The organism is Enterococcus sp. DIV0774 (genome assembly GCF_050539095.1).
GTDB lineage: Bacteria > Bacillota > Bacilli > Lactobacillales > Enterococcaceae > Enterococcus > Enterococcus faecalis.
Genome location: NZ_CP172923.1, coordinates 1275867 through 1299964 on the forward strand (window position 1 = coordinate 1275867; position 24098 = coordinate 1299964).

Below are 24098 nucleotides of genomic sequence, written 5' to 3' on the forward strand. Positions count from 1 at the left end.
AATAAGATGGAAGAAGCATACTTAGCGCTAGGAAAAAAGATTTTAGAAGAAGGTCATTTTAAAGAAGACCGTACAGGAACTGGTACGTATAGTTTATTTGGCTATCAAATGCGTTTTGATTTGGCCAAAGGATTTCCCTTACTAACAACCAAACGAGTACCGTTTGGCTTGATTAAAAGTGAGTTATTGTGGTTTTTAAAAGGCGACACGAATATTCGCTATTTGTTAGAGCGAAATAATCATATTTGGGATGAATGGGCGTTCGAACGTTACGTAAAAAGCGCAGATTATCAAGGACCAGACATGACGGATTTTGGGCATCGTGTCTTACAAGATCCAGCGTTTGCAGAACAATACAAAGAAGAACATCAAAAGTTCTGTGACGCCATTTTAAATGATGCAGAGTTTGCAGAAAAATATGGTGAATTAGGGAATATTTATGGTGCGCAATGGCGTCACTGGGAAACCAAAGATGGTAGCTTTATTGATCAATTAGCTAATGTGATTGAAATGATTAAAACCAATCCTGATTCTCGCCGTTTAATTGTTTCCGCTTGGAATCCAGAAGATGTGCCTTCAATGGCGTTGCCGCCTTGTCACACTATGTTTCAATTTTATGTAAATGAAGGAAAATTAAGCTGTCAACTTTATCAGCGCAGTGCCGATGTTTTTTTAGGTGTTCCTTTTAACATTGCAAGCTATGCTTTATTGACGCATTTGATTGCACATGAAACAGGTTTAGAAGTTGGGGAGTTTGTACACACACTGGGAGATGCCCATTTATACAAAAATCATGTGGAGCAAATGCAAGAACAATTATCACGAGAAGTTCGTTCTTTTCCAACGCTCGTTTTGAATCCAGACAAGGCTTCTGTTTTTGATTTTGATATGGAAGATATTAAAGTAGAAGGCTATGACCCACATCCAACGATTAAAGCGCCGATTGCCGTATAAAAAAGGAGAGAGAAGCTATGTTAGCAGCCATTTGGGCCCAAGATGAACAAGGAGTGATTGGTAAAGAAGGCAAATTGCCTTGGCATTTACCCAACGACTTGAAATTTTTCAAGGAAAAAACAATTCATAATACATTGGTCTTAGGACGTGCAACTTTCGAAGGCATGGGATGTCGTCCGCTACCAAATCGAACAACGATTGTTCTTACCAGTAATCCGGATTACCAAGCTGAAGGCGTTTTGGTTATGCATTCCGTAGAGGAAATTCTTGCGTATGCTGACAAGTATGAAGGCGTGACCGTTATTGGTGGAGGTTCTGTCGTTTTTAAAGAACTGATTCCCGCATGCGATGTCTTATATCGGACGATGATTCATGAAACATTTGAAGGCGACACCTTCTTTCCAGAAATTGACTGGTCTGTTTGGGAAAAAGTTGCCACTGTTCCCGGCGTCGTGGACGAGAAAAATCTCTATGCACATGACTATGAAACGTATCATCGAAACGATAAATAATAAAATGAAGGGAGGCATGAGCAATGCCGACATTGAAAGAAAAAATTATTCAAGAGAGTCAACGTTTAGGCATCGATAAAATAGGCTTTACTCATGCTGAACCATTTATTGAATTAGAAGATTCTCTACATGAACAACGAGAGCGAGGATATAACTCGGGGTTTGAACATCAAAATGTGGAAGAACGAATTTACCCAGAAAAAACGTTTGAGCATCCTAAAAGTATTATCTCCATTGCTTTAGCTTATCCCACCAAAGCTCAGGAAAAAATGCCTAGAGATGAAAAGCGTGGCCAATTTGCGCGAGCCTCTTGGGGAATTGATTATCATCACATTTTGCAGGATCGGTTGCAAAAATTAATTGCTTTTATTGAAGAGCAAGCTGCCACTGAAGCAGAAAAAGAACACTGGCGCTTTCGGCCGCAAGTAGATACTGGCGAATATGTTGACACCGCTGTTGCTCAGCGGGCGGGTTTAGGATTCATTGGTAAAAATGGTCTACTGATTACCGAAGAATTTGGTTCCTTTGTATATTTAGGTGAGGTGACCACCAACATTCAATTTGAGCCAGATGAACCTGTTCCAAACGGTTGCGGTGATTGTACTCGTTGTATCACAGGGTGTCCTACAGGGGCTTTGTTAGGGGACGGTCGAATGAATGCTCAAAAATGTTTGTCTTATCAAACGCAAACAAAAGGCATGATGCCTGAAGAGTATCGGAAAAAAATGCGTAACGTCATTTATGGTTGCGACATTTGTCAGCTGGTTTGCCCTTATAATAAAGGAAAAGATTTTCATTTTCATGAAGAGATGGAACCAAAGATTGAGGAAGTTTATCCCAAATTGGCACCGTTATTAACTATTTCCAATAAAGAGTTTAAACAGCAATTCGGACACTTAGCAGGCTCTTGGCGTGGTAAAAAACCATTGCAACGGAATGCTTTAATTGCGTTAGCGAATTTGGGCGGCCGTGAAGCTATCCCACAAATTATTCTCTGTTTAAATGATCAGCGTCCTGTCATTCGCGGAACAGCTGCTTGGTCGTTAGGTCAGCTCGCAAAAAGAGAACCCGAGCAAAGTTTAGAAGCTTTAAATTATCTACTTTCTGTAGAAACTGAAGAAGAGGTTATCGAGGAAGCCCAAAAGGCTATTCACTTGTTAACAAGCAAAAAAGGAAGCCGCTCAACGGAGTGACTTCCTTTTTTTATTAAATATGATTGCGATATAAACCAACAACTTTACCTAAAATTGTAACGTTATCTAAAAGAATAGGCGCTAATGCATCATTTTCAGGCTGCAAGCGGATATGATCTACTTCTCGGAAGAATCGTTTACAGGTTGCTTCATCTTCATCGGTCATTGCGATTACGATGTCGCCATTATTGGCATTCGATTGCTTACGAACAATCACTTGGTCGCCGTCTAGAATACCTGCGTTAATCATACTTTCTCCTCGAATCGTCAACATAAATAAAGCATTTTCTTCTGTACGTAAATCAGGAGGTAACGGGAAGAAATCTGATGCTTCTTCCACCGCTAAAATTGGTTCACCAGCAGTTACGACACCTAACATCGGAATAGTTGTCGGTTGAATTCCGATCTTTTCCAATCCTTCTGGTGTTAATTCGATTGCTCGCGGTTTTGTTGGGTCACGTAAGATTAGACCCTTTTTTTCAAGACGAGCTAAATGTCCGTGAACGGTAGAAGTTGAGGATAAATCAACAGCCTTCCCAATTTCGCGAACGGTTGGCGGATAGCCCTTTAATTCGACTTGTTCGTATATATATTTAAGTACTTCTAATTGTCTTGTTTCTGTACGTTTCGCCAAAACCCGCACCTTCTTTCAATTGATAAAATTAGTGTACCATAAAATGCGAACGAAATCAAACAAGCGTTCGTGTTTTATAAATATCAGAATATAGTTGTTTTTTTAAGGCAGTTCTTATAATATAGACAGTGAGAGTAAGGAGGGATTTTGATGTTATCGAAAGAAAAAATTGCCCGTATAAATGAATTAGCGAATAAAGCAAAAGTGGAAGAACTTAGTGCGAAAGAAAAAGTCGAACAACAAGAATTACGTAAAGAGTATTTAGAAGCATTTCGTGGAGGGATGCGTCACCATATTGAAGGAATGAAGGTCGTGGATCAAGAAGGGACCGATGTGACTCCTGAAAAACTAAAAAAAATTCAACGTGAAAAAGGACTTCACAACAGAAAGTAATTGCTTTCATTGTCGAAATAAGCTACACTATGAATAAAGGTAAAAAAAACCTAAATTAGGAGATGATTTTTTTGTTTGACAAGACAGATCAATTGGGCGTTAATACAATCCGGACATTAAGTATTGAAGCCGTACAAAAAGCGAACTCAGGACATCCTGGTTTACCAATGGGTGCTGCCCCAATGGCGTATGCACTTTGGACAAAACATTTAAAGGTGAACCCAACAACTTCTAGAAACTGGGTTGATCGTGATCGTTTTGTACTTTCAGCAGGCCACGGCTCTGCAATGTTGTACAGCTTATTACATCTATCAGGATACAACGTAACAATTGACGATTTGAAAAATTTCCGTCAATGGGATAGTAAAACACCAGGGCATCCAGAAGTGCACCACACAGATGGTGTTGAAGCAACAACAGGACCTCTAGGACAAGGGATTGCTATGGCTGTTGGTATGGCAATGGCTGAAGCGCATTTAGCTGCAACTTATAATCGTGATAGTTTCCCTATTATGGATCATTACACGTACGCAATTTGTGGTGACGGCGATTTAATGGAAGGTGTTTCTCAAGAAGCAAGTTCAATGGCTGGTCATATGAAATTAGGTAAATTAATTGTCTTGTACGATTCAAATGACATCTCATTAGATGGACCAACTTCTAAAGCCTTTACTGAAAATGTTGGGGCTCGTTATGAAGCATACGGATGGCAACATATTTTAGTTAAAGACGGCAATGATTTAGATGAAATAGAGGCTGCGATTGAAGCGGCTAAAGCTGAAACAGATAAACCAACATTGATTGAAGTTAAAACAGTCATCGGTTACGGAGCACCAAAAGAAGGAACTTCTTCCGTTCACGGCGCGCCAATTGGTGAAGAGGGCATTACAGCGGCTAAAGCTGTTTATGGTTGGGAATACCCTGACTTTACTGTGCCAGAGGAAGTCGCTGCTCGTTTTAAAGAAACGATGATTGACGAAGGCCAAAAAGCAGAAGCGGCTTGGAATGAGATGTTTAAGAACTATGAACATGCGCATCCAGAATTAGCCAAACAATTTAAAGAAGCTTTTGCCAACCAATTACCTGAAGGTTGGGAACAAGAATTACCTAAATATGAACTAGGAACAAGTGCCGCAAGTCGTGTAACAAGTAAAGAAACGATTCAAGCTATTTCAAAAGTTGTTCCAAGTTTCTGGGGCGGTTCAGCTGATTTATCAGCCTCAAATAATACAATGGTTGCTGCAGAAAAAGATTTCGAACCTGGTCAATACGAAGGCCGTAATATTTGGTTTGGTGTTCGCGAATTTGCAATGGCTGCAGCAATGAACGGGATTCAATTACACGGTGGTAGCCATGTTTATGGCGGGACATTCTTCGTCTTTACTGACTACTTACGTCCAGCAATCCGTTTAGCCGCTTTACAAAAAGTTCCTGTAACTTACGTCTTAACGCATGACTCTGTTGCGGTGGGTGAAGATGGGCCAACACACGAACCAATTGAGCAATTAGCAAGTGTTCGTTGCATTCCAAATGTTCATGTGATTCGTCCAGCAGACGGCAATGAAACTGTTGCTGCTTGGAAAATTGCTATGAATTCTACGGAAACACCAACTATTTTAGTTCTAAGTCGTCAAAACTTACCTGTTTTAGAAGGAACGTTAGAACACGCTTCTGATTCTGTTCAAAAAGGTGCTTATGTATTGTCACCACAAAAAGGTGAACAACCAGCAGGGATTTTAATTGCGACTGGTTCTGAAGTAAATCTAGCAGTGGAAGCACAAGCGAAATTAGCGGAAGAAGGCATCGATGTATCTGTCGTGTCAATGCCAAGTTTTGATTTATTTGAAAAACAATCTGCTGAATATAAAGAAAGTGTGTTACCTAAAGCTGTGACAAAACGTGTGGCGATTGAAGCTGCAGCAAGCTTTGGTTGGGAACGCTATGTAGGAACAGAAGGCAAAACAATCACAATTGATCACTTCGGCGCTTCTGCACCTGGCGGTCTAGTTCTTGAAAAATTCGGCTTTACTCCTGAAAATGTGGTTAATACCTATAAATCACTATAAATAAACATTAAAAAACCTGAATGCTTGTGATAGCATTCAGGTTTTTTGCTTCATTTCTTTTTGGGAGCAAAGAGCATAAAGTGAAAAAATAATGCGAACAATTGGAACCCAATACCAGTTAAAGTAACACCAGACCAACCATAGTTTTGCCACATTAATGTACCAATCAATGAACCCAGTGAACCGCCGATGAAATAGAAAAACATAAAGACGGTATTGTTACGATTGCTGGCTTCTTCTCCCAAATTTTGGACGCGTGTTTGATTGGCTACTTGCCCAAATTGAGTACCGATATCTAAAACAATAATTGCTAAGATTAGTAAGACCACATGTGTTCCACCTAGAAAAAGTAAGATAAAACTACCGAACTGCATCAGCAGGCCAATCAAAACAATCTTCCGCTCTGGATAATAATCGGATAGACGACCAATGATGGGTGCTACGAAAGCCCCTGATAACCCAAAAATTGCTAAAATACCGACTTCTTTCGGTCCCCAATAATAAGCTGGACTACTAACAAAGAAAATTAATGTAGACCAAAAGATTGAAAAGGTTGCAAACATAAAAAAGCCATTGACAGTTGCTTCTCTTAACAAAGGTTGCGATTTGATTAGCTTAGGAATACTTTTCAAAGAACCTAAATAAGTTAATCGATTTGAAGTTTGAGTATGTATCACTGTTTTGGGCAATTTTAATTGAAGTAGAACGACCAATGCTAACACGAATATTACGGCGATTAGGTACACTGTTCGCCAAGAAGCTGCACTAGCAATGAAACCCGAGATCGTTCGAGACAATAAAATTCCTGTCAATAGTCCGCCCAGCATTCGACCTGTTACTTTACCACGGTTCGCTGGTCCCACCATGACCGCAGCATAAGGAATAATAATTTGGGCGACAATAGAGAGCAGCCCAATAAAAAAAGAAGAGAGTGCAAACAGGAGAAAACTTGGTGCAAAAAACGCAGCACTTAGAGACAGCGAGGAGAGCGCAGCTACTCGAATGATTAATTTGCGACGATCAACGACATCGCCTAATGGAACAAGAAAAAGTAATCCTAGCGCATAGCCTAATTGGGTCAGCATAGTAACAAAACCAATAGAACCAATACTGACTTGAAAGGCCTGAGCAATTTGGGTGCCAATTGGTTGAATATAATACATATTGGCGACCACGACCCCGCAAGTTAACGCTAATAAAAACGTCACTTGATTTGTTAAACCCGATTGTTGTTTCTTCATCTAACCACCTACATTTCTATGTAATTCATTTTGTAATACAACAACTACTCGGCAATAGTTGTTTTGATTACAAAAACAGACTTCTCTTATAAAGTTTGTTCAAAAAGTGACAAGTCCATTAAAAATTTTATCACAATAAATAAAGAAAAGTAAGAGGATAAATAACAAAAATCTCATCAAATTGAAAAGAAGAAGTGGTTGTTTTCACAAGTGTGAAGAGGGTTAATTAAATACAAACAAGATTTCAATTACATTACAGAAATTTTAAAACTCAAAATTTAATACGTTTATTTCTTGTTTCAATAGGAAATTAACGGTAAAATAGAAAAGTGAGACAGTGAGGAGGAAAAATGAATGAGCGAACAGTTAACAAGAAGTAGTAAACATATTCAAAAAGCTCTTAAAAAGCAAAAAGCTTATAAACGTGCTACCGCCGTTGCGGGGACTTCAATGATTTTAGCACCTGTGGTTGGTGCTGCGGTACCTGCCCAAGCAGAATCAAGCCAGCAAGCATTTATTAATGAAATCGGAAATTCAGCAGCAGCCGTTGCCAATAGCAATGATATGTATGCTTCCGTCATGATTGCTCAAGCGTTGCTAGAAAGTAGTTATGGTAGTTCTGGGTTAGCATCTGCACCGAACTATAACTTGTTTGGTGTAAAAGGAAGTTATAATGGACAATCTGTTTATATGCCAACAAAAGAATATTTAGACGGACAATGGGTGACCGTCACAGCAGCATTTAGAAGTTATAATTCTTATGCGGAATCGTTCCAAGATCATGCCAATGTTATTCGTTCCACTGCTTTTGGGGATACATACCATTATTCAGGCGTTTGGAAGAGTAATACTAGCAGTTATCGCGATGCAACAGCCGCTTTAGCTGGAAGTTATGCAACTGATCCAGGCTATGCCGAAAAATTGAATTGGTTAATTGAAGCATATAATTTAACTCAATATGATTGGGGAGCACCAGTCGCTCAAACCACTAGTTATTCAGATACAACGGGAACCGTTGATACAACAATCGATACAGCGGCTTCTGCAACAGCAACAGCAGAAACTGTAGCTAGTCAAAGTTACACTGTCGCAAACGGCGACACATTGTGGGACATTGCTGCACGTTTTGGAACGACAGTTGATAATTTAATGTCACTAAATGGATTAACATTGGATTCTGTTTTATCGGTGGGTCAAACCATCCAAATCGGTTAATTTTGCAATTATTTAGTTGAAGAAGGACCTTACAAAAGCGGCAGTTTTTGTAAGGTCCTTTATCGTGAAAATAGGTAGGGCTAGCAGCAATTATTTGATGAGCATAATCCGTTTTTTTATTTAATTTTTCACAAACTAAAATTCGTTTTTCTGGTAGAAATCGTTTTTTTGAGCTATGCTTAGAGAAAGAATTATTATATTGTTTGTAAAATTGGAGGATGTAGGATTATGACTAAAGGTTATGTAAAATCAGTAACAGAGTTAATTGGTCAAAGCCCAGTTGTGAAATTAAAACGGATGGTACCAGAAGGAGCTGCAGATGTTTTTGTTAAACTAGAATTCTTTAATCCTGGTGGCAGTGTGAAAGATCGAATTGCTTTAAGCATGATCCAACAAGCCGAAGCAGATGGTCGCCTAAAACCTGGACAAACGATTATTGAGCCGACTAGTGGTAATACAGGCATTGGGTTAGCAATGGTAGGTGCTGCGTTGGGATATCCAGTTAAGATTGTGATGCCAGATACTATGAGTATTGAACGCCGCAAATTAATGCAAGCATATGGGGCTGATCTATTATTAACCCCTGGTGCCGAAGGAATGAAAGGGGCAATTGCAAAAGCCACAGCATTAGCAGAAGAACACGGATACTTCATGCCTTTGCAATTTAATAATCCAGCTAATCCAATGGTACATGAACAAAAAACAGGAAAAGAAATTGTTGATGTCTTTGGTAAACGTGGCTTAGATGCGTTTGTTTCTGGTGTTGGCACTGGAGGAACCGTTACAGGAGTTGGCCATGAATTGAAACGGATTTTTCCAGACATTGGAATTGTTGCAGTAGAACCAACGGAGTCGCCTGTTTTAGAAGGTGGCGAACCAGGTCCACATAAAATCCAAGGAATAGGCGCTGGTTTTGTCCCAGACGTTTTAGACACCACCGTTTATCAAAAAGTTGCCGCTGTTTCTAGTGAAGACGCATTAGAAACTGCTCGTTTAATGGGGCCAAAAGAAGGCATCCTTGTGGGGATTTCAGCAGGGGCAGCAATTAAAGCTGCCATTGATTTGGCAGTTGAATTAGGCGCAGGCAAACGTGTCTTAGCGCTGGTTCCAGATAACGGTGAACGTTATCTTTCGACAGCTCTTTACGAATTTCCAGAATAAAAAACACGCCAAAAAACGAGCATTTCTCTTAGTTTAGTAAAATGCTCGTTTTTTCCACGAGAATCCTACAATAATTCTTGTCAATCGTAATAAGAAATAGTATTATTTAAGAAAGATAGACAGGGGAGGGATACAAAGATGGACAACGTATTGGTTAAAAATGCACTTGCTGAATTAAAAGAAGCCAATATCCGAATTACTCCGCAACGTTATGCTATCTTGGAATATTTAATCGAAAATCATACACACCCAACAGCTGATGAAATTTATCGCGCACTAGAAGATCATTTTCCAAATATGAGTGTAGCAACGGTTTACAACAATCTACGTTTATTTACTGAAATCGGTTTCGTTCAAGAAATGAGTTATGGCGATGCATCTAGTCGTTTTGATTTTAGTTCGAAAAAACATTATCACGTGATTTGTCAAAAATGTGGTAAAATCGTTGATTTTCATTATCCAGGGTTAGAGGACGTTGAAATGGCCGCTAGTAAATTAACAGGCTTCGAAATTAATGAACATCGTTTAGAATTATATGGATTATGTCCAGATTGCCAACAAGCACAACAGGATAATGTGTAAAAAATTACATACTGTTAAAAATTTATCAAAAGATAAGTCACTTGTCTAGGCAAATTTCACAAGCGTAAGAGTTTTCACTCTTATGCTTGTTTTTTTGTGTGGTTATTGACTTTTAAATTCTTAAAAACAAAAAATTAACTAGCTATTATTAAGAATTAGCAACAGTTTGTGAATTTTTTTATATGCGATTCACAAGCATAGAACTCGAATAAGCTTGATTCCTCTGATATATTTTAAACAGACAGAGGGAGACGTCACCTCTGCAAAACAAAGATTGTGAAAGAAGGGATTTACAACATGAAAGTCGTAGTCGTAGGATGTACCCATGCTGGAACTTCAGCAGTTAAAAGTATTTTAGCAAATCACCCGGAGGCGGAAGTCACTGTATATGAAAGAAATGACAATATTTCCTTCCTATCTTGCGGAATTGCCTTGTACGTTGGAGGCGTAGTTAAAAATGCTGCTGATTTATTTTATTCAAATCCAGAAGAACTGGCTTCTTTAGGAGCAACAGTGAAGATGGAACACAATGTTGAAGAAATCAACGTGGACGACAAAACTGTTACAGCGAAAAACTTACAAACGGGCGCAACTGAGACCGTTTCTTATGATAAATTAGTGATGACAACTGGTTCTTGGCCAATTATTCCACCAATTCCAGGAATTGATGCTGAAAATATTTTATTATGTAAGAACTATTCACAAGCCAACGTGATCATCGAAAAAGCGAAAGATGCCAAACGTGTCGTTGTCGTTGGTGGCGGTTATATTGGTATTGAATTAGTAGAAGCTTTTGTAGAATCAGGTAAAGAAGTCACTTTAGTTGACGGGTTAGACCGCATTTTAAATAAATATTTAGATAAGCCATTCACAGATGTTCTAGAAAAAGAATTAGTTGATCGTGGCGTTAATCTAGCTTTAGGTGAAAATGTCCAACAATTCGTAGCAGATGAGCAAGGAAAAGTAGCAAAAGTCATTACACCAAGTCAAGAATTCGAAGCAGATATGGTGATTATGTGTGTTGGTTTCCGTCCAAATACAGAATTATTAAAAGATAAAGTTGACATGTTACCAAATGGTGCAATTGAAGTCAATGAGTATATGCAAACAAGCAATCCTGATATTTTTGCTGCGGGTGATAGTGCAGTTGTTCACTACAACCCAAGTCAAACAAAAAATTATATCCCATTAGCAACGAATGCTGTTCGTCAAGGTATGCTAGTAGGTCGTAATTTGACTGAACAAAAATTGGCTTATCGTGGCACACAGGGAACTTCTGGCTTATATTTATTCGGTTGGAAAATTGGTTCAACAGGTGTGACAAAAGAAAGTGCCAAATTAAACGGACTAGATGTCGAAGCAACTGTTTTCGAAGATAACTATCGTCCAGAGTTTATGCCAACAACTGAAAAAGTTCTGATGGAATTAGTCTATGAAAAAGGAACACAACGCATTGTTGGTGGTCAATTGATGTCTAAATATGATATCACACAATCTGCCAATACTTTATCATTAGCGGTCCAAAATAAAATGACTGTCGAAGATTTAGCGATTTCTGATTTCTTCTTCCAACCACATTTTGATCGCCCTTGGAACTACTTAAACTTATTAGCCCAAGCCGCTTTAGAAAATATGTAATTAATAATAGAAAAAGGATGAAGAACAGAAGTTCTTCATCCTTTTTGTTAGTCACTAAGCGCTCCAGTTGTTTGGTTCATTAATGCCATTAATTGCTCTTTCGTTGTTCGTTTGATAGAAAGAGGGGGGAGATTATCTAAAGAAAAATAAGCACAATTCGAGGTTTCAATGTTTTTTTCAAAGGGATGATTTTCTAAAATCTCACAAGAAAAGATCATTTTATAGTACTGAAATAGTTGAGGAATGTCTTTTCGTTTATCTGTATCATAAACAGCAAGCAATTCTTTTGCTGTAACAACTAAGCCAGTTTCTTCCAATACTTCTTTTTCAATATTTTCTTTAGGGGAGCAGCCAATTTCGGCATAGCCACCAGGTAATGACCATTCTTTGGTCCGTAAATCTTCAACTAATAAAAAACGATTCTCTTTTTTTATCAAACCGCGAACATCTACTTTCGGTGTTGGATAACCTTCCTCTTTAGTTAAGATTTTTTCTAAGTCGGGCAAAACAGTCGCTTCGGGTCCGGTTGCGCTAATAAGTTGTAACGTAAGTTCTCGTAGTTCTTGGTAACGTTCTTGATCAAAAGCATCTTTCCCGTAAAAAAGACCTGCATCCGCCAATGCTAGCAACCGCTTATAGGTGTTCAGATAATCCATATACGCACGCTCCTCATAGACTTAATACGTTTAGTTTAACAGAAAAAAATAAAGAAAGGGCAGATTTAGCGAGAAAAGGCGTCGTTTTAAGGAAATAATAAAGAATAAATGACTAACTTACATTTTTAAACTACCTATGCTATTATTTAATAAAAAAGATTGGGTATACAATAATTTTGTTATGTAAACAAAAAGGAGGTTGTAAATTGAAAGAATTTACAATTATAAGGGAAAAAAATGCAGATAAAAAGACTCAGGCAGCACAAGAAGTATTGTTTAATCTTCCAGAATGGTTTGGCCTTGAAAAAGAGACCCGCAAGTATATCGATATAGCTAGCACTTTACCTATGTGGGTGGCAAAGGATGTAGAGAATAAAATACTCGGTTTTATAACACTTTCAGAAACAAGTAAAGATACAGTAGAAATCCATTGTATGGCAGTTAAAAAGCGGTATCATCGCAAAGGTATCGGCAAGTTATTGATAGAAAGCGTGGAAACGTATTCTAAAAATAACTATTTTTTTATTCAAGTCAAAACAGTTGACGAAGGAAATTATTCCGTGTACGATCATACTATTCGTTTTTACGAATCATTGGGTTTTAAGCGCCTTGAGGTTTTTCCGACATTATGGGACGCTTGGAATCCTTGTTTAATTTTAATTAAACAGTTGATTTAATCTACAAAGGAGTTTTAGTATGTCAGTATTTATTAGAGAGTGTACCGTCGCAGACGTACCAGAATTAGAGGCCATTTGCCAAGAGACTTTTGCAGATACTTATGGAGATGGCGAAAACGAAGAGGATTTACAGGCACATTATGAGAGGAAATTTAGTCCAGCAGTTTTAGAAAGCGAAATCTTACATAAAGATTCGCAATATTTCTTTGCTTTTTATAATAATGAACTTGCAGGTTATGTGAAATTAAATCACGGTGATGCTCAGATTACCTATCAACATCCACAAGCGTTACAAGTTGAGCGCATTTATATTCGTAAATCTTTTAAGCGTTTAGGCTTAGGCAAACATTTGATTACGAAAGCAATTGAATTAGCAGAAGAAGCAGAAAAAGAGACGGTTTGGCTAGGTGTTTGGGAACATAATCATCCAGCGCAAAAATTTTATCAATCATTGGGCTTCGTCAAAACAGATGAACATGATTTTTATATGGGAAATGAACGCCACACCGATTATACAATGACGAAACAGTTAAAAGAGTCAACGTAAAGCAAAAACAAGGAAACGGACGCAATGAAGCCGACGATTCCTTGTTTTTTTATCTTAAAATTGTGAAGGAGATTTTCCATAATATTTTTTGAATAATTTACTGAAATGATAGGCATCTTCGTAACCAACCGTTTTTGCCACTTCTTTGACACTTAGGGAATCATTTTTCAGCAATTCTTTCGCATGGTTTAAGCGGATTTGAATTAAATAATTGATTGGCCCAACGCCTGTGGCCGCTTTAAAGGTTTTCGACAAATAAGTCGGGGTAACATATAACATTTCAGCTAACTGTTCCAAAGTAATTTCTTCGTCATGGTGGGTTTCCAGATAATAAATCGTATGATTGACTAAATTTCTTTTTCTTTTTTCCGTTTTCGATAGCCGAGTTTCAATTTTATTTTCTTGATCAACTGCTAAGCTTCTTAAAATATAGACCAATAGTTCAATAACTAAAGCTTTAATTTGTAACGCTGATTCAACTTCTTGATGGTTTAATTCATGAACAATTTGCCAAGCTTTTTCTAAAAAAGCACCATGTAAATGACTTAAATCTAATAAAGCTGATTTATTTGGAAATACGTTTCGCGCTAAGCCTTCTAAATAGAGATTTGAAATGCCAATGTGTAGTTGATGTGAGTAAGTTCCTGCTTTTTGTTGCTCACCATGTTCCGTTCGTGGATTAAAAAGAAACACTGTACCAGCAGTGGCATGGTACTGTTGCCCTTGAACAATATATTCAGATTCACCTTCTAAAAGAATAGATATTTCCAGAAATTCATGATGATGACAATTATAAGGGTGGGTCTCTTCGTTCCAAGGATCAAAGGCATATAAAATTTCAGGATTAAACGTTCGACTATTTGTGTAGTTCATAAAAAATCACTCCTACTTGTATCCGCTTTCTATACTATATTGTACATCAAAATATACAAGAATGCCCATTTCTTTTCCTATAAAAAAACAGTAATCTTATACACGTCCATAAAAACAAGAGAGAGTAGGGGAGAAAATGAATAGTTTTGAATGGATTTGGCAATATGCTAAAAAAAATAAGAATAAGTTACTGCTAGCTGTTATTTTTGTCGTTATTAACGCTATTTTAATTGTTATTATTCCATTGTTATCTGGCAGAATTGTAGACCAAGTAATCAATCAGGGGAAAACTGAAGAGCTTGTCCCAATTCTTGGGGTTATGATTGGGGTGACCGTTATTCGGACAGTTGTTCGTTATAGTTATCAAGTCTTGTTTGAATCGGTTGGACAATCTGCGTTATTTGACTTAAGAAAAGATATGTATGTCAAACTTCAAGAATTAGATTTTGATTTCTTTAATCATACACGTGTTGGCGATATTATGGCGCGAATGACAGGGGATACAGACGCTATCCGCCATTTCGTTTCTTGGGTCACTTATAACCTCTTAGAATGTATTTTATGGTTCATCGCAGCCGTGATTGTGATGGGGACGATCAATTGGCAATTGATGCTGGCGTTAATTTTAATTACACCTTTGATTTTTCTGTTAACACAAAAAATGTCGAAGGAATCGCATCCGGTATTTTTTGAGATTCGGGAAAGTTTTTCTCGGTTAAATTCAATGGTCGAAGAAAATATTGGTGGAAATCGGGTGGTTAAAGCTTTTTCTCAAGAACCTTATGAAATTGAAAAGTTTAACAAGCACAATGAAGACTATAAAAAATGGAATATGGCTTCCGCAGATGTCTCTAAAAAATATTTACCGTGGTTAGACGGTTTTGCAGGTAGTTTAAATGTTATCGCCTTAGTTCTTGGTGGCCTCTTTGTAATTCAAGGTCGGATGACAATTGGTGATTTAGTGGCCTTTAACGGCTTTCTTTGGATGTTGAACATGCCGATGCGAATGAGTGGCTGGTTGATCAATGATGTGCAACGCTTTACGGCATCGTCCATTAAAATTCGTCAGTTATTAGCAACGAAACCGAAGATTCCCATTGCTCGGGAAAAAGAAGCAGAACCAATCCAAGGCTATGTGACGTTTGATCACGTGTCCTTTCATTTTTCAGATGATCCAAAAACCCCCATTTTATCGGATGTTTCATTTTCAGCAAAACCTGGTGAAACAATTGGTATTTTAGGGGAAACTGGTTCAGGCAAAACCACTTTAGTTAACTTAATCGCTCGGTTCTATGATCCAACCAAAGGCACTGTTTATATTGATGGAAAAGATGCTAAAAGCTATTCTGTTCGTAAATTGCGAGAAAATATCTCCATGGTTATGCAAGATGTCTTTCTTTTTTCCAATACGATAGAAGATAACATTGCTTTTGGTAATACATTGGCTAACTTGGAACAAGTGCAAATGATGGCTGAAATTGCTGATGCCCATAGCTTTATTTCCAGAATGCCTGAAGGTTATGCAACAATTGTTGGTGAACGCGGCGTTGGCCTATCTGGTGGCCAAAAACAGCGGATTTCACTGGCCCGTGCCTTAACCAAAGATCCAGCTATTTTAATTTTAGATGACACAACTTCCGCTGTTGATATGGAAACAGAATCAAAAATTCAAAAAGAACTAGGTCGTTTGACGGAAAAGAAAACGACATTTATTATTGCCCACCGAATTTCTTCTGTGAGAGAGGCCAATTTAATTTTGATGATGGAAAAAGGCCGTGTGGTGGAAAGCGGTACGCATAGCGAATTAGTCGAACAAAAAGGCAAATATTTTGACGTATATCAAAAACAATTAGGTCTGACAAAGGAAGGTGAGTCGCGTGGCTAGAAATACGTTTGATGTAGATGAGACTTTAGAAAAAGAATTTAATTGGTCCCACTATAAACGATTAGGCGCCTATATTAAGCCTTACAAAAAAGCTGTTTTTAAAACATTATTTGTCATCATATTAGCTAATCTGGCAAGTATGTTAGGCCCTTACTTTACTAAAATTGCGATTGACCAAGTAATTCCACAAAAGAATCTCTCGTTACTCTTGATACTAGGAGCTATTTTCCTATTTTCCTTGGTAATTATTGGTTGGTGTATGCGTTATCGGATATATGCCATCACAGAAATTGGACAAGATATTTTAAAAGATATGCGTTTTTCAATTTTTGAGCATCTACAAAAATTACCATTTTCTTACTTTGACAGTCGGCCGCATGGAAAAATCTTAATTCGGGTGGTCAATTACATCAATACGTTAAGTGATTTACTAAGTAACGGATTGATCAATTTAATTTCTGATTTATTTAATGTGATTATCACCTTAATTTTCATGTTATTTATTGATGTGAAATTAACCTTATACAGTTTACTGCTATTGCCTGTGTTATTCGTGATGGTTCTGTTTATTCAAGGGAAACAACGGAAAGCTTACCAAGAGCTTAGCAATAAACAATCAAACTTAAATGCCTATATTCATGAAAGTATTTCAGGAATTAAAATTACACAATCTTTTGCACGAGAAGATGAAAATTTCCAAATTTTTAACGAGGTAAGCGAAGAATATCGTCAATCCTTTATGAAAGCTGTGCGTGTCCAGTATTTATTATGGCCAGCAGTGCAAAATATATCCGTCATTACGACTTGTTTTATCTATTTCGTAGGAATCCGTCAATTAGGTGTGTCCGTTACTACTGGGACGCTAATTGCTTTTATCGGTTATATCAATAACTTTTGGAATCCGGTCATCAATATTGGTAACTTCTACAATTCTCTGATTACTGCAACTGCTTATTTGGAAAGGATTTTTGAAACGATGGATGTTGTTCCAGAAATTCAAGATGCGCCGCACGCTATTGAGTTGCCGCCAATTAAAGGAACCGTCGACTTTCAGCATGTTTATTTCCGTTATGAAGAAGGAAAAAATATTTTGACCGATGTTAGTTTTCATATTGAGCCAGGACAAACAATCGCCTTGGTTGGGCCAACAGGTGCGGGTAAAACAACAATCATCAATTTGTTAAGTCGTTTTTATGATGTGAATGAAGGGGCCGTTAAAATTGATGGTTATGATGTTCGCGATGTGACACTCCGTTCGTTAAGAAAACAAATGGGGGTAATGCTTCAAGATACGTTTATTTTTTCAGGAACAATTATTGAAAACATTCGGTACGGAAATTTAGCAGCCACAGAGGAAGAAGTCATCCAAGCCGCAAAAATTGTTCGTGCCCACGACTTTATCAAAGATTTAAAAGATGGCTATGAAACAGTTGTGGAAGAGCGGGGGAGTACTCTCTCTGCAGGACAACGCCAATTAATTTCATTTGCTCGTGCTTTACTGGCAGATCCCAAAATTTTAATTTTAGACGAAGCTACCTCCAGTATTGATACAAAAACAGAAGAATTGTTACAAGAAGGACTACAACAACTTCTAAAAGGACGGACATCGTTTATTATTGCTCATCGACTTTCTACCATCAAAAATAGCGATAAAATTTTCTATATTGATGGTGGTCGTATTGTGGAAGAAGGATCTCATGATCAACTAATGGCAAAACATGCGTTATATCATCATTTATATCAATCGCAATACGACTTATTAAAGAGCTAGATGATAAAACAGAGAAAATTCTTAGTTGAATCTTTCTCTGTTTTTCTGTATCGTAACCTTAACAAAGGAAAAAATGATGAGGTGCCAAATGAAACGGAATTTTGAAGTGGAATTAACAACATTATGTATGATTAGAAATCAGAAAAATGAAATCCTTGTGCAAGAACGACAAAAAAAGGATTGGCCTGGTTGGACGTTCCCTGGCGGACATGTTGAAAAAAACGAGGGCATGGAAACAGCCATGGTTCGCGAACTCCTTGAAGAAACAGGATTAGTGCTGAAGCCACAATTAGTAGGTGTTGCAGAATGGCTGAATGATTGTTCAGGTGCGCGGGAATTAGCCACATTATTCATTGCAGAAACAGCGGATGAACTACCAGAAGAAACGGAACAACCCTTGTTTTGGGTCACTGAAAAAGAATTGCGAGAAGGTCCTTTAGCTGGCAGTTTAGCAGAACTTTTCCCAGTATTTTTTGGCGAAAAGCAATTTTATTTTAAAAATAATACAGCTTAATGATTCAAACCTAAAAGATTAAATCAATCCCACTTATTAAAAGAGAGGAAATCTAAAATTAAACATTGCTATTTATAAGCAATGTTTGCTATTCTTAATAAAAGGGAATTAATTTTTTATATAATGAGGGGGAAAAAGTGTGTTAAAAAGAAAAGTGGGGATTATTGCAGGCGTTTTCTGTTCAGCTTTGTTACTGACAGGCTGTGGCAAAAGTGCGAAAGATGAGTTCATTCAAGGGATTGGCAATCAAAACGCACAAGAATCTGGGGTTTGGGATTTCTCTATGTCAATTAGTGACATGAAATTTTCACAAGAAGATGGTGCACAAACGAATCCTATGATCGGGATGCTCATCACGCAAATCAAAGACGCATCGCTTTCTGGGAAGATTCAAGTAGATGCCAAAAAAGAAAAAGCATTCAACTTAGAGATGAAATTAAAAGCGATGGGCATGGATGTACCGATTTCATTGGTTGGATCGTTAGATAACGAGGGCAAAGAGCCAAAACTCTATTTAGCAACAGATATGATGGAATATATTGTCGCTGTCGCAGACTCAATGACTGACGGTGCTATTGACAGTTCTCAGTTAGATACAGAAAAACTAAAAGGAAAATACATTGATCTTTTAGCCATGAACGAGGAAAGTACGAAAGAATGGCAAGATACAATCAAAGAGTATCAAGAATCGGAAAAAGAACGAAAACAGTCTGCTAAGGAATACAAAGAGTTTTTAGAAGGATTAGACAAGGATACGTTCGAGAAAAAAGGGGACACCATTACCCATACGTTTACAAAAAAAGAATTACAAAAGTTAATCAAAATTACGACAGAAGCATCTGAGAAAGGTAAAGAACAAGATCCTTTCGAAAAAGTCAAAGATGTTTCTGCCAAAGTTTCTGTTAATACAAAAGAAAATAAAACAAATATGTTGATTAATGTGAAACCGCAGCAAGACAAGAACGTTGATATGGGACTTGAATCATTATCTAGTAAAATTAGTATTACACAAAAAGCCAAAAAAGCGACGATTTCAATGCCTAAGAAAGAAAATATTTTATCAGAACAAGAAGTTGAAAAAATATTTTCCGATAGCACCCCTATGACAGGTCTATCGACTGAAGACACGACTGTTGCGATTAATCAATAACGCTGAATGACCAATAAAAACGACCGCTCAAAAAAAGTAACGAAAGACCTAGCATGATTGGGATGCTAGGTCTTTTTTGAATAAAAAAACAGCATTTTAGTTTTCTTTGAATTATTGGTTGTTATTTTAGATGGTGTAAACAGTTTAAAATTAATACATTTGTTTTTGATTTAAATTCTACTGCTATTTTTAATCATTCTATTAAATAACAAATGTTTTCGAGTGTTTTTAAGCATTATTTTTGTTATGCAGAGTGGTTTTTTTATACAATGAGTATAATTTTAGATGAAGGAGTGTTTTAGGTGAAAAATCAACATTTAACTACGTCACAAGGAAGTCCAGTTGGCGATAATCAAAATTCGCTAACTGCAGGAGAATTTGGTCCTGTCCTAATCCAAGACGTTCATTTATTAGAAAAATTAGCTCATTTTAATCGTGAGCGCGTGCCAGAACGGGTTGTTCATGCCAAAGGTGCTGGTGCTCATGGGATTTTCAAGGTGAGCCAATCAATGGCACAATATACTAAAGCCGATTTTTTATCTGAAGTTGGCAAAGAAACACCTTTATTCGCTCGTTTTTCAACTGTAGCTGGAGAGTTAGGTTCATCAGATACATTGCGTGATCCTCGCGGTTTTGCGCTTAAATTCTATACAGACGAAGGAAATTACGACTTAGTTGGCAATAATACGCCCATTTTTTTCATTCGTGATGCAATTAAGTTTCCAGATTTTATTCATAGCCAAAAAAGAAATCCACGGACGCATTTGAAAAGTCCAGAAGCTGTTTGGGATTTTTGGTCTCATTCACCGGAAAGCCTTCATCAAGTAACAATTTTAATGAGTGATCGTGGCATTCCGTTGTCGTTCCGTCACATGCATGGTTTTGGTAGCCATACATTCAAATGGGTCAATGCTGCTGGAGAAGTATTTTTTGTTAAATATCACTTCAAGACGAATCAAGGAATCAAAAATCTAGAGAGTCAATTAGCAGAAGAAATTGCTGGGAAAAACCCAGATTTCCATATTGAAGATTTGCATAATGCAATTGAAAATCAAGAATTTCCTTCTTGGACATTATCTGTGCAAATTATCCCGTATGCAGATGCGTTAACAATGAAAGAAACTCTTTTTGATGTAACAAAAACGGTTTCTCAAAAAGAGTATCCGCTGATTGAAGTTGGCACGATGACTTTAAATAGAAATCCAGAGAATTATTTTGCAGAGGTTGAACAAGTAACATTTTCACCAGGGAATTTCGTTCCTGGTATTGAAGCTTCTCCAGATAAATTATTGCAAGGACGTTTGTTCGCTTATGGAGACGCACATCGTCATCGCGTGGGCGCTAATAGTCACCAATTGCCAATCAACCAAGCAAAAGCACCTGTAAATAACTACCAAAAAGACGGTAATATGCGTTTTGACAATGGCAATAGCGAAATTAATTACGAACCAAATAGTTATACTGAAACACCAAAAGAAGATCCTACGGCGAAAATTAGTTCCTTTGAAATTGAGGGAAATGTTGGTAATTATAGCTATAATCAAGATCACTTTACACAAGCAAACGCTTTGTATAATTTGCTGCCAAGCGAAGAAAAAGAAAACTTAATTAACAATATAGCGGCATCTTTAGGTCAAGTGAAAAATCAAGAAATCAGCGCGCGTCAAATTGATTTGTTCACTAGAGTAAATCCAGAATATGGAGCACGTGTCGCACAAGCCATCAAGCAACAAGCATAATTTATATAACGTACGTGACAAAACCAGTCTAGATAAACTAAAGACTGGTTTTGTTTGCTTTTCAATGCTTTTTACTCTACTTTGTATAATGTATATTATGTAAACTAGAATAAAATAAAAAACTTTAGCCGATAAATTGCACTTCTCTTTCGACTAATTAATTTACCCAACTAACCTTACAAGTTGTTTGCTAAGCTAGTTGGGTTTACTGTTTATTGAAACCTTGGATTGTTCATTTCTTGATGAATTTCTTTGCTCGCTTCATATAGAAACAATGTTTGTTTTTTACTTGATGCATAATCGACAATGGGTTTTGGATAATTTTCTCCTAAATGTACATGATATTGTGTTTGTAAAGCTTCGTTCATTAGATTTGGTTGATGAATATACTTTTGTGGCACTTGCTTAAGTTCTGGAACATATTTTTTGATGAACTGGCCGTCATTATCAAATTTTTTTGACTGGATAATTGGATTAAAAATCCGAAAATACGGGACAGCGTCCGTTCCTGTCGAAGCAGCCCATTGCCAGCCACCAATATTATTGGCAGCATCATAGTCAATCAACATTTTTTGAAAGTATTTTTCACCCCAACGCCAATCGATGTGTAAATTTTTAACTAAAAAAGAGGCAGTAATCATTCTTAAGCGGTTGTGCATCCAACCAGTTTGATTCAGTTGTCGCATTGCGGCATCAATTATAGGGTACCCCGTCTCCCCTTTTTGCCACTTGGCAAACATTTCTGGGTCATTTGTCCATTGAATATAACGAAATTTTTCTTGAATAGCTTCCTCTTTTTGTTGTGGAAACGTACTATAGATCATATTGTAAAAGTCGCGCCAAGCTAATTCTTTTTTGAAGGTTTCTTTACTTAAGCTAGAAGGCATAGATGCAAGCTCTTGCCAAATGGTGCGAATCGAAAGTTCTCCCGTTCTTAAAAAAGTAGACAGATGACTCGTTTGATCCTGATAAGGGAAATCACGCTTATTTTCATAGGATCGAAGTTTTTGATCAATAAAAGTATTTAAGCACCTTCTGGCTGTTTTTTCGCCGACACTATAGTGTTTTAAAGGAATCCTCGCAATCTGTTCACGATAAGCTGCTTCCTCTTCTGGAAAAAGACACGCACTAAAAATTTTTTCAGCTGTATAGGAAACAGGAATCGGTGTTTCTTTAGGCGCCTCTTTCCATTTATTGTAATAGGGCGTAAACACTTGGTACTTGCTGCCATCGTTCTTCTTAATTTCTTCAGAGCCATGCAAATAGGCATCTTGAAAAGAGAAAGACTGAATATTATTTTCTTCAAAAAAGCGCATAGCTTGCTGGTCCCGCTTTGCCCCAAAGCCACAAGTATCTTCATTAAAATAAATGGCCTGCCAATCGGGTAATTTGCGTTTCAAACGTGAAAATAAATCTAATGGTTCGCCGACCATGATTTGTAAATGTGCCTCTTGATCGATTCGTTCTTTAAACGAGGCTAAACTTGCAAAAAAAGCGTTATGATTAGCACTTTCTTGAATAAATTGTTGAGGATTCATTTGGAACAATAAAATCAATTCATCAGCTGCAGAATTTTGTAACGCGTGTGCTAATGCTTTATTATCCTGTAATCGTAAATCACGTCTAAACCACATCACTCTTTTCATTTTTAAATCCTCCTAAATACTTCGTCTTGCTTATCGTAACCGTGACTGCTGATTTTTAAAAGCAACTTGCCTAGACTTTTCAAAAAGCCGATAAAAACTGGGTTTTCAGCTTTTATCGGCTTTTTGATTAAATTAATAGGAAATATTAAAAGCTTTCATATCTTTCTCAATATATTGTAGGACTTCTGTATTGCCAAAAAATTGTGTAAAATAATAGGCTTGACGATAGTCATCGGCTGTGTCTTCCCCGAGCATTTGTTTGTTAAAGGCTTTTTCATATAAAAGATAATCTAGCAAATAAATGGAGTGTTTGTCACGACAAATCTGAATCCCTTTTTCGCTTAAAATGACACTTTTTTGGTAGTCTTTCATTTCCGAGTAGAATTTAGCAGAATTATAATAAATTCTACAACGCTCCAAGGAACATTCTAATTTAAATTGTTCCAATTCTTGTAATGATTTTTCGTAATACACTTGCGCTTTTCTCATATCTTTTTCCAGTTCGTATAGCGTACCTAGCGCATTCAGGCTTAAAATGTTGTAAATATTGACTTTACGGTCAATTTCTGCGCCTCGGTATAGGTAAAACAAGGCCTCTGCTTTATCTTTTTTTCCTAATAAACAAGTAATTCCCTTATAATATAACAATTTAGTCGTTAGTTCATTATTAGATAAGATAAGACCTTCAGGCACTTCTTGTAATAAATTGTAGGCCTCTAAGTGAAATAACCGTAAAGATAAATCCTCGACTTTGTTTAGTAGATTTTCAATTTTCTTTTCTTCAGAAATCATCATGCATTCTTCTACTTCTAAATCTAATCGGAGGCAAATAGATGAGAAAATATCTAAACTGTCACATAGATTACGGTTTTCAATATTACTAATTGTTGCTTGCGTACAGATGCCGTTAGCCAGCTCTGATTGTGTGATTTTTTTAAGTTTTCTCGCTTGTTTTATTTTGTCTCCTGCTACCTTCACGAACAGACCTCCACTTGTATTATTATGTAAATTCATTAAAAAATGTTATACTTTGATTATCAATTAAAGGAGG

22 protein-coding genes are annotated in these 24098 nt (G+C 37.1%); 16 read left to right on the top strand and 6 right to left on the bottom strand.

Annotated features, from left to right (window positions below; genetic code table 11):
• Positions 1 to 6: 6 nt before the first annotated feature.
• Genes IGL86_RS06235 through queG form a run of 3 tightly spaced genes read left to right on the top strand, consistent with a single transcriptional unit; the run spans position 7 to position 2659 of the window.
• Positions 7 to 954: a thymidylate synthase gene (locus IGL86_RS06235; RefSeq protein ID WP_002374843.1), complete on the top strand. Its 948-nt coding sequence runs from the start codon at positions 7 to 9 to the stop codon at positions 952 to 954.
• Positions 955 to 971: 17 nt separating this feature from the next.
• Entirely contained in the window at positions 972 to 1466 is a 495-nt protein-coding gene (dfr, locus tag IGL86_RS06240; protein WP_002360302.1) for a trimethoprim-sensitive dihydrofolate reductase, read from the top strand.
• Between the two features lie 23 nt (positions 1467 to 1489).
• On the top strand, positions 1490 to 2659 hold the full coding sequence (queG, locus tag IGL86_RS06245; protein WP_002366694.1) for a tRNA epoxyqueuosine(34) reductase QueG: 1170 nt from the start codon (positions 1490 to 1492) through the stop codon (positions 2657 to 2659).
• A gap of 13 nt (positions 2660 to 2672) precedes the next feature.
• On the opposite strand, the gene lexA is transcribed toward queG, so the two are convergent.
• A complete protein-coding gene (lexA, locus tag IGL86_RS06250) occupies positions 2673 to 3293 on the bottom strand; it encodes a transcriptional repressor LexA (protein ID WP_002357566.1) in 621 nt (206 codons plus the stop codon).
• Positions 3294 to 3443: 150 nt separating this feature from the next.
• Here lexA and IGL86_RS06255 point away from each other — a divergent pair, with 150 nt between their 5' ends.
• Both IGL86_RS06255 and tkt read left to right on the top strand, forming a co-directional pair.
• On the top strand, positions 3444 to 3686 hold the full coding sequence (locus tag IGL86_RS06255) for a DUF896 family protein (protein ID WP_002382327.1): 243 nt from the start codon (positions 3444 to 3446) through the stop codon (positions 3684 to 3686).
• Between the two features lie 71 nt (positions 3687 to 3757).
• Positions 3758 to 5752, top strand: coding sequence for a transketolase (gene tkt, locus IGL86_RS06260; RefSeq protein WP_010775843.1), 1995 nt, complete (start codon positions 3758 to 3760; stop codon positions 5750 to 5752).
• 50 nt (positions 5753 to 5802) lie between these two features.
• On the opposite strand, the gene IGL86_RS06265 is transcribed toward tkt, so the two are convergent.
• Positions 5803 to 6993, bottom strand: coding sequence for an MFS transporter (locus tag IGL86_RS06265; RefSeq protein ID WP_033625922.1), 1191 nt, complete (start codon positions 6991 to 6993; stop codon positions 5803 to 5805).
• 354 nt (positions 6994 to 7347) lie between these two features.
• On the opposite strand from IGL86_RS06265, the gene IGL86_RS06270 reads away from it, so the two are divergent.
• The 4 genes from IGL86_RS06270 to IGL86_RS06285 all read left to right on the top strand — a co-directional run bounded on the left by IGL86_RS06270 (position 7348) and on the right by IGL86_RS06285 (position 11589).
• Positions 7348 to 8208, top strand: coding sequence for a glucosaminidase domain-containing protein (locus IGL86_RS06270; RefSeq protein WP_002357562.1), 861 nt, complete (start codon positions 7348 to 7350; stop codon positions 8206 to 8208).
• A gap of 228 nt (positions 8209 to 8436) precedes the next feature.
• The gene (gene cysK / locus IGL86_RS06275; protein WP_033625920.1) at positions 8437 to 9369 is read left to right on the top strand and encodes a cysteine synthase A; all 933 of its coding nucleotides are present in this window, start codon (positions 8437 to 8439) and stop codon (positions 9367 to 9369) included.
• A 138-nt stretch (positions 9370 to 9507) separates the two neighbouring features.
• Positions 9508 to 9951: a Fur family transcriptional regulator gene (locus IGL86_RS06280; RefSeq protein ID WP_002397308.1), complete on the top strand. Its 444-nt coding sequence runs from the start codon at positions 9508 to 9510 to the stop codon at positions 9949 to 9951.
• Positions 9952 to 10248: 297 nt separating this feature from the next.
• Positions 10249 to 11589: an NADH oxidase gene (locus tag IGL86_RS06285; RefSeq protein WP_002369384.1), complete on the top strand. Its 1341-nt coding sequence runs from the start codon at positions 10249 to 10251 to the stop codon at positions 11587 to 11589.
• 47 nt (positions 11590 to 11636) lie between these two features.
• Here the strand turns inward: IGL86_RS06285 and IGL86_RS06290 are convergent, their stop codons facing one another.
• Entirely contained in the window at positions 11637 to 12245 is a 609-nt protein-coding gene (locus IGL86_RS06290) for an NUDIX hydrolase N-terminal domain-containing protein (protein ID WP_002363964.1), read from the bottom strand.
• Positions 12246 to 12421: 176 nt separating this feature from the next.
• On the opposite strand from IGL86_RS06290, the gene IGL86_RS06295 reads away from it, so the two are divergent.
• Both IGL86_RS06295 and IGL86_RS06300 read left to right on the top strand, forming a co-directional pair.
• Positions 12422 to 12922 carry a GNAT family N-acetyltransferase gene (locus IGL86_RS06295; RefSeq protein WP_002382331.1) on the top strand — a complete coding sequence of 167 codons (501 nt, stop codon included), beginning with the start codon at positions 12422 to 12424 and terminating at the stop codon, positions 12920 to 12922.
• A gap of 19 nt (positions 12923 to 12941) precedes the next feature.
• Positions 12942 to 13469 (top strand): GNAT family N-acetyltransferase, encoded by a 528-nt coding sequence (locus tag IGL86_RS06300; protein WP_002357555.1) that lies wholly within the window; start codon positions 12942 to 12944, stop codon positions 13467 to 13469.
• Positions 13470 to 13523: 54 nt separating this feature from the next.
• Here the strand turns inward: IGL86_RS06300 and IGL86_RS06305 are convergent, their stop codons facing one another.
• Positions 13524 to 14342, bottom strand: a complete 819-nt coding sequence (locus IGL86_RS06305) for a helix-turn-helix transcriptional regulator (RefSeq protein ID WP_002357554.1) — start codon at positions 14340 to 14342, stop codon at positions 13524 to 13526.
• A gap of 136 nt (positions 14343 to 14478) precedes the next feature.
• Between IGL86_RS06305 and IGL86_RS06310 the strand changes: the two genes are divergently transcribed.
• The 5 genes from IGL86_RS06310 (at position 14479) to IGL86_RS06330 (ending at position 21401) form a co-directional block, all read left to right on the top strand.
• On the top strand, positions 14479 to 16227 hold the full coding sequence (locus IGL86_RS06310) for an ABC transporter ATP-binding protein (protein WP_033625918.1): 1749 nt from the start codon (positions 14479 to 14481) through the stop codon (positions 16225 to 16227).
• On the top strand, positions 16220 to 17998 hold the full coding sequence (locus IGL86_RS06315) for an ABC transporter ATP-binding protein (RefSeq protein WP_002360293.1): 1779 nt from the start codon (positions 16220 to 16222) through the stop codon (positions 17996 to 17998). Before IGL86_RS06310 ends, IGL86_RS06315 begins: the two co-directional genes overlap by 8 nt.
• Positions 17999 to 18086: 88 nt before the next feature.
• A complete protein-coding gene (locus IGL86_RS06320; protein ID WP_002394459.1) occupies positions 18087 to 18512 on the top strand; it encodes an 8-oxo-dGTP diphosphatase in 426 nt (141 codons plus the stop codon).
• 139 nt (positions 18513 to 18651) lie between these two features.
• Positions 18652 to 19662, top strand: coding sequence for a hypothetical protein (locus IGL86_RS06325; protein ID WP_033625917.1), 1011 nt, complete (start codon positions 18652 to 18654; stop codon positions 19660 to 19662).
• A 302-nt stretch (positions 19663 to 19964) separates the two neighbouring features.
• Positions 19965 to 21401, top strand: coding sequence for a catalase (locus IGL86_RS06330; RefSeq protein WP_033625915.1), 1437 nt, complete (start codon positions 19965 to 19967; stop codon positions 21399 to 21401).
• 212 nt (positions 21402 to 21613) lie between these two features.
• On the opposite strand, the gene IGL86_RS06335 is transcribed toward IGL86_RS06330, so the two are convergent.
• Together IGL86_RS06335 and IGL86_RS06340 are read right to left on the bottom strand one after the other, a co-directional pair.
• On the bottom strand, positions 21614 to 23047 hold the full coding sequence (locus tag IGL86_RS06335) for a cryptochrome/photolyase family protein (RefSeq protein WP_033625914.1): 1434 nt from the start codon (positions 23045 to 23047) through the stop codon (positions 21614 to 21616).
• 132 nt (positions 23048 to 23179) lie between these two features.
• Positions 23180 to 24061, bottom strand: coding sequence for a helix-turn-helix domain-containing protein (locus IGL86_RS06340; RefSeq protein WP_002363971.1), 882 nt, complete (start codon positions 24059 to 24061; stop codon positions 23180 to 23182).
• Positions 24062 to 24098 lie beyond the last annotated feature (37 nt).